Raw genomic sequence first — 6,389 nt, 5'->3', positions numbered from 1 at the left:
CGTCGCCCTCGTTGCTGCGGGCCAGGGCGGCGGCGCGCAGCCGTTCGGTCTCGGCGCCCAGCCGCTCCAGCCGCCGCTGCAGCGCGTCGGTCTCGCCGGTGCGGGCGCGGATCTGCTCGACCAGGCGGGACCGCTGGGCGGCGGCGACCGGCTCGCTGCGGCGCGCCTCGGCGCCCGCGACGGTGACCAGCAGGCCCGCCAGGACGAGCACCAGCAGCACCCCGGTGCCGCGCAGGCCCCGCCCGGCGGTCTCGCCGGTGCGGGCGCGGCGGGCGGCGGCCTCGGCGTAGCCGGGGTCCAGGAGCCTGCCCGTGAACATGTCCGACAGCAGGGACATCGACGCGTCGGGCCGCCATCCCGGCGGCCGGGCCCCGGTCCTCGGCTCTCCCGTCTTGCCGCGCTGTCGTCCCGTCACCGGACCATCATGGCAAGATTCGCAAAATCCCGCAGGTCAGGGGGCGGCCGCCACGATCTTGGAGCGGTCCAGTCCAAGGTGGACGGCGAGCCCGCCGAGCACGGTGCCCATCGCGTAGCGCTGGAAGCGCCGCCAGCCGGGACGGCGGGCCAGGAACGCCGCGACGCCCCCGGCGGCGAGCACCCACAGGGCGTTGCCGGTGACGGCGACGACGATCTGGGTGAGGCCGAGCAGCAGGCCCTGGAGCGCGACGTGGCCGCGTTCGGGCTCGATGAACTGCGGCAGCAGCGACAGGTACAGGATCGCGATCTTGGGGTTGAGCAGGCTGGTCACCAGGCCCATCGCGAACAGCTTGCGGGGCGGGTCGTGCGGGAGCTCGGTGGGGGTGAACGCGCTGCGCCCGCCGGGGCGGACCGCCTGCCAGGCCAGCCACAGCAGGTAGCCCGCGCCCGCCAGCTTCAGCGCCACGTACAGGGCCGGGACCAGGGCGAACAGCGCCGACAGCCCGGCCACGGTCGCCACGACGTAGACCAGGAACGCGGTCGCCACCCCGCCCAGGGAGATGAACCCGGCGCGGCGGCCCTGGGTGAGGGAGCGGGACACCAGGTAGATCATGTTGGGGCCGGGGGACGTGACCATGCCGAACGCCACGACGGCGAGTCCGGCCACTGCACCGAGGGAGATCATTGCTCGATGCTATGCCCCGGCTTTTCGGGGTGCAATAATGACTTTGCACTCGGTGCAATCGGGAGGTGCTGGTGGAGCACTATCGGCAGGTCGCCGACGCGGTCGCGGCGGACATCGCGGCCGGGCGGCTGCGGCCCGGGGACCGGCTGCCGCCGCAGCGCGCCTTCGCCCGGCGGCACGGCCTGGCGGCCTCCACGGCCGCCCGCGTCTACCGGGAGCTGACCCGGCGCGGGCTGGTGACCGGGGAGGTGGGGCGCGGCACGTTCGTGCGGGCGGCCGTCCCGGCGGCCGGTCCCCCGCTGGTCGAGCCCGCCGGGGCGCGCGTCGACCTCGAACTGAACTACCCGGTCGTGGCCGGGCAGGCCGAGCGGCTGGCGGGCGGCCTGGCGCGGCTGCTGCGCCCCGACGTGCTGGAGGCGGCGCTGCGGCCGGTTCCGGCCGCCGGGACGCCGGGGGCGCGGGCGGCGGTGGCGTCGCTGCTGGCGCGGCCCGGCTGGGCGCCCGACCCCGGGGACGTGCTGTTCACCGGCAACGGGCGGCAGGCGATCGCCGGGGCGGTCGCGGCGCTGGCGGCGGCCGGGGACCGCCTCGGCGTGGAGGCGCGCACCTACCCGGTGATCAAGGGGGTGGCGTCGCGGCTGGGCGTCGTCCTCGTCCCGGTCGAGGGCGACGGGGACGGGATGCTCCCGGGCGCGCTCGCCGAGGCCCACCGCCGCGCCCCGCTGGCCGGGGTGTACCTCCAGCCGACGCTGCACAACCCGACCGGCGCGACGATGCCGCCGCCGCGGCGCGCCGCGCTGGCCGAGACGCTGGAGCGGCTGGCGCTGACGGCGGTCGAGGACGCGGTCTGGGCGTTCCTGCGCGAGGACGCCCCGGCGCCCCTGGCCGCGCTGGCCCCCGGGCGGGTCGTGCTGGTCGACAGCCTGTCCAAGCGCCTGGCCCCGGGCCTGACGCTCGGTTTCGCGGTGGCCCCCCGCCCGCTGGCCGCGCGGATCGCCGCCGCGCTGCGGTCGGGGGCGTGGCTGCCCACCGGCTACGCGCTGGAGGCGGCCGCCGGCTGGATCGGCGACGGGACGGTGGCGGAGGTGGTCCGCGCCAAGCGCGCCGACGCGGCCGCCCGGCAGCGGATCGTCGCCGAGCGGCTGGCGGGCGCGGCGATCACGGCCGACGCCCGCTCCTACTTCTGCTGGTGGGACCTGCCCGAGCCGTGGCGGGCCGAGACGTTCGTGGCGGCCGCGGCCCGGCGCGGGATCGCGGTCACGCCGGGCGCGGCGTTCACGGTGGGGCCGGGGGCGGCCCCCTCGGCGGTGCGGATCGGGCTGGCCTCTCCGCCGCCGGACGTCCTCGGGCGCGCGCTGGGCGCGCTCGCCGAGATCGCGTGCGCGGCGCCCGAGGACGTGCTCGCCGACTGACGGTCCGGCCCGCCATGCCGGCCGGTGGGCACGACCGGTCAGGACCCGGCGCGCTCCACCACGACCGCCCACTCCTCCAGCAGGGCCTGGGCGGAGTCGGTGTCGGGGCCCTCGGCCCACAGGTGGGTGACGGGCTCGGACGGGTCGGGCAGCACCAGGGCCCAGCGCCCGTCCTGCTCCACGACGCGGACGCCGTCGGTGGTGTCGATGCGGCGGCCCGCCGCGGCCTCCACCACCGTGCGCATGACGCCGCCCTTGGCCGCCCACGGGGTGGGGACCGAGCGGCGCAGCAGGTGCGCCTCGGGGATGCGGCGGTCGATCTGGGACAGGGTCAGGCGGGTGCGGGCGACCAGCCCGACCAGCCGGACGAACGCGGCGATCCCGTCGATGGTGGCGGTGAACTCCGGCAGCAGGAACCCGCCCCGCCCGTCCCCCGCGAAGATCACGTCGGGCTGGGCGGCGGCCTTGGTGAGCACGTCCTGGGAGGTGGAGGTCCACTCGACCTGCACCCCGTGGAAGCGGCAGACCTGCTCGGCGACGCGGGTGGTGGTGACCGGCAGCGCGACCCGGCCGCCGCGGCGCTCGGCGGCGACCAGGTCCAGCATGACCAGCAGGGCCCGGTCGTCGCTGATCAGCTCGCCGTTCTCGTTGACCAGGGAGATGCGCTCGCCGACCGGGTCGAAGCGGACGCCGAACGCCGCCCGCGACGACGACACCAGCTCGCCGAGCCGTTGCAGGTCGCGCATGCGCTCGGCGAGGGTCTCGGTGGGGTTGGCCTCGTCGAGGGCGTTGTTGCGGGTGAGGACCTCCACGCCCATCAGGCCGAGCAGCGACGGCAGCACCAGGGAGGCGGTGCCGCCCGCGCAGTCCAGGACGATCTTCAGTCCGGCCTCGCGGACCCCGCCGGTGTCGACGCGGCGCAGCAGGTCGCGGGTGTAGGTCTCGACGATGCGGGCCGGGTAGGCGAGCTCGGCGATCTCACCGGGGAACGCGCGCCGGTACTCCTGGCGGCCGAAGACGCGCTCCAGCTTGCGCTGGGCGGTCAGCGACAGGTCCGCGCCGGAGGAGTCCAGGAACAGGATGTCCACGCCCTGCGGGTCGCCGAGGGTGGTGCGGATGTAGATGCCGCCCGCGCAGTCCTCCTGGCCGACCTGGAACCGGGCGACCGGCAGCGAGCACGCCTCCAGGTCCCGGACGTTGATCGCCGAGGCGGTCAGGGCGCTGATCACGGCGCGTTTGAGGGTGCGGGCGGCGCGGGAGGCGTCGCGGCCGGTGACGACCGTGGAGCCCTTCTTGAGGGTGGTGGCGTAGGCGCTGGCCAGCCGGACCGCGAGCTCGGGGGTGATCTCGACGTTGATCAGCCCGGACACGCCGCGCGGGCCGAACAGGTTGCGCTGGCCGCGCGACTCCCAGATGACGCTGGTGTTGACGACGGCCCCGGCCTCGATCGTCTTGAACGGGTAGACCTTCACGCCGCTGGACACGTACGCCTCGGCCTCGATGACGCACTCGTCGCCGATGACCGCGCCCTCCTCGACGCGGGCGCCGGACATGATGTCGGTGTTCTTGCCGACCACGCAGCCGCGCAGGTTGGTGGAGGGGGCGATGAACACGTTGTCGTGGACGACGGCGCGGTGCAGGAACGCGCCCTCCTTCACCACGACGTTGCTGCCGAGCACGGTGTACTCGCGCAGCTCCACGCCGGCCTCGACCTTGGCGTAGTCGCCGATGTAGAGCGGGCCCTTCAGGACGGCCTCGGCGTCGACCTCGGCGCCCTCGGCGACCCACACGCCCGGCGACATCTCGAAGCCGTCCAGGGCGATGCCGACCTTGCCCGACAGCATGTCGGCCTGGGCCTTCAGGTAGGACTCGTGGGTGCCGACGTCCTCCCAGTAGCAGTCGGCGACGTACCCGTACAGCGGCGCGCCCTCGGCCAGCAGCTTGGGGAACACGTCGGCGGACCAGTCGACCTGCTCGTCCTTGGCGACGTGGTCCAGGACCTCCGGCTCCATGACGTAGATGCCGGTGTTGACGGTGTCGGAGAACACCTGGCCCCAGGTCGGCTTCTCCAGGAAGCGCTGGATGCGGCCCTGCTCGTCGGCGATGATGATGCCGAACTCCAGCGGGTTGGGGACCCGTTTGAGGCCGATGGTGACCAGCGCGCCGTTGCGCTCGTGGAAGCGCACCATGTCGGTCAGGTCGATGTCGGTGAGCGCGTCCCCGGAGATCACCAGGAAGCGGTCGTCGCGCAGCGCCTCCTCGGCGTTCTTGACGCTGCCGGCGGTGCCGAGGGGGATCTCCTCGGTGGCGTAGCTGAGCGACATGCCCAGCTCCTCGCCGTCGCCGAAGTAGTTGCGGATGAGCGCGGCCAGGAACTGCACCGTGACCACGGTCTCGTCGAACCCGTGCCGGCGCAGCAGGCGCAGCACGTGTTCCATGATCGGCCGGTTGATGAGCGGGAGCAGGGGCTTGGGCTGGTTGGCGGTCATCGGACGCAGCCGCGTCCCCTCGCCGCCCGCCATCACGACGGCCTTCATCGGGTGGTCTCCGCTCCCTTCTGGTCGCCCGGGCCGCGGTCGCGTCCGGGCTCCGGATCCGCCGCGCCGGCGGGGTCCGGGTCGGAATCGGGGCCGGGGGGACCGCCGGCGGCCGCGCGCCCGGCACGGTCGGCCAGCACCAGCTGCCGGGTCTGCCACCAGTAGAGCGCCGCCGCCCACCAGTACAGGCCGGTGCCCCAGACGGCGAACGACCAGCCGGCGATCCTGGCCCCGGTCGCGATCGCCCCGGTGTGGTCGCCGAGCAGCAGCAGCGGGAAGGCGTACAGCAGGCACATCGTGGCGGCCTTGCCGATGAAGTGGACCGGCAGCGCGCCCCGGTAGCCGAGGCGCCGGGTGATCGGCCCGATCGGCAGGATCGCGAACTCGCGGGCGACCAGCAGCACCACCAGCCACGCCGGGATGATGTCCCGGACCGCCAGCCCGATCAGCGTGACCAGGATGTAGAGCCGGTCGGCGGCCGGGTCCAGCACGACGCCGAGCTTGCTGGTCTGGTTGAGGGCGCGCGCCAGCTTGCCGTCCAGCCAGTCGGTGAGCCCGGCCAGCACCAGCACGCCCAGCGCCCACCCGTCGGCCTCGACCAGCACCAGCCACAGGAACAGCGGCACGCCCAGCAGGCGCGCGAAGCTCAGCAGGTTGGGCACTGTCCAGATCCGGCCGGACGCCGCGTCCGGAACCAGGTCCGACACCGGGTCCGGGACGGGGCCCCCCGCGGCCCCTGACACGCGGCCCGCCACGGTGTCCGGCGCGGTGTCGGAACCGCCGCCCGGCTCGCGTGTCCCGTTGACCTCAGCACTCACCGACGTGTTCGCCTCCCCTGTCCCCCAATGATCCTGACCCTACCGTCAAGGATCGGGAAGCCCCCGGCCGTGTCCGGGTCACGGCCGGGGCCCCGCCGTCGGCGGTTCCGGGCTCCAGGGGGAGCACGGCGGTGACGGTGAAACCGCCGTTCGGACCGGGTCCGGTGCGCACGGCGCCGCCGACGCTGCGGGCGCGTTCGGCCATCCCAACGAGCCCGTACCCCTCGGTCGTTCCCGGTCCGGGGCCGCGACCGTCATCGGCCACCGTGACCGTCAGCGCGTCGCCGTCGCGGGCCAGGCCGATCCGGACCCCGCGCGCCCCGGCGTGCTTGATCACGTTGGTGAGTGCCTCCTGGACGATCCGGTAGGCGACGACGCCGACCTCCGGCGCCGGCTGCGGACCGGCCCGCCCGGTGAGGCGGTCGGCGAGGTCGACCGCCAGCCCGGCGGCGCGGGCGGCCCCGGCCAGGTCGGCGACGTCCGCCAGCCCGGGCGGCGGGGCGAGCGGGACGGGCGCGTC

Annotated in this window: 6 protein-coding genes; 1 reads left to right on the top strand and 5 read right to left on the bottom strand. The window is 75.1% G+C overall.

Translation table 11 applies throughout. The annotated features are described in order from the left end of the window. Together AKI01S_RS47805 and AKI01S_RS47800 are read right to left on the bottom strand one after the other, a co-directional pair. Positions 1-415 (bottom strand): hypothetical protein (locus AKI01S_RS47805; RefSeq protein WP_218010093.1); only part of this gene is annotated, 415 nt, incomplete at its 3' end. 36 nt (positions 416-451) lie between these two features. Beyond that, positions 452-1,102, bottom strand: coding sequence for a LysE family translocator (locus tag AKI01S_RS47800; protein ID WP_067833577.1), 651 nt, complete (start codon positions 1,100-1,102; stop codon positions 452-454). A gap of 71 nt (positions 1,103-1,173) precedes the next feature. Between AKI01S_RS47800 and AKI01S_RS47795 the strand changes: the two genes are divergently transcribed. Continuing rightward, a complete protein-coding gene (locus AKI01S_RS47795; RefSeq protein WP_067833583.1) occupies positions 1,174-2,514 on the top strand; it encodes an aminotransferase-like domain-containing protein in 1,341 nt (446 codons plus the stop codon). A gap of 38 nt (positions 2,515-2,552) precedes the next feature. Here the strand turns inward: AKI01S_RS47795 and AKI01S_RS47790 are convergent, their stop codons facing one another. From AKI01S_RS47790 to AKI01S_RS47780, 3 genes are all read right to left on the bottom strand, one after another. Then, positions 2,553-5,051 carry a mannose-1-phosphate guanyltransferase gene (locus tag AKI01S_RS47790; protein WP_067833574.1) on the bottom strand — a complete coding sequence of 833 codons (2,499 nt, stop codon included), beginning with the start codon at positions 5,049-5,051 and terminating at the stop codon, positions 2,553-2,555. Then, positions 5,048-5,749: a cardiolipin synthase ClsA gene (clsA, locus tag AKI01S_RS47785; RefSeq protein WP_084000967.1), complete on the bottom strand. Its 702-nt coding sequence runs from the start codon at positions 5,747-5,749 to the stop codon at positions 5,048-5,050. Before clsA ends, AKI01S_RS47790 begins: the two co-directional genes overlap by 4 nt. A 109-nt stretch (positions 5,750-5,858) precedes the next feature. Then, positions 5,859-6,389 (bottom strand): sensor histidine kinase (locus AKI01S_RS47780; protein ID WP_369688790.1); only part of this gene is annotated, 531 nt, incomplete at its 5' end.

The organism is Actinomadura kijaniata NBRC 14229 (genome assembly GCF_001552175.1).
In the GTDB taxonomy this organism is placed as follows: domain Bacteria; phylum Actinomycetota; class Actinomycetes; order Streptosporangiales; family Streptosporangiaceae; genus Spirillospora; species Spirillospora kijaniata.
The sequence above is the reverse complement of the archived record's forward strand: the minus strand, read 5'-3'. Positions and strand labels throughout refer to the sequence as shown.

Excerpts from the sequence above, each read along its gene's own strand:
- AKI01S_RS47800 (WP_067833577.1), bottom strand. The coding sequence starts at position 1,102 with ATGATCTCCCTCGGTGCAGTGGCCGGACTCGCCGTCGTGGCGTTCGGC.
- AKI01S_RS47790 (WP_067833574.1), bottom strand. The coding sequence starts at position 5,051 with ATGAAGGCCGTCGTGATGGCGGGCGGCGAGGGGACGCGGCTGCGTCCG.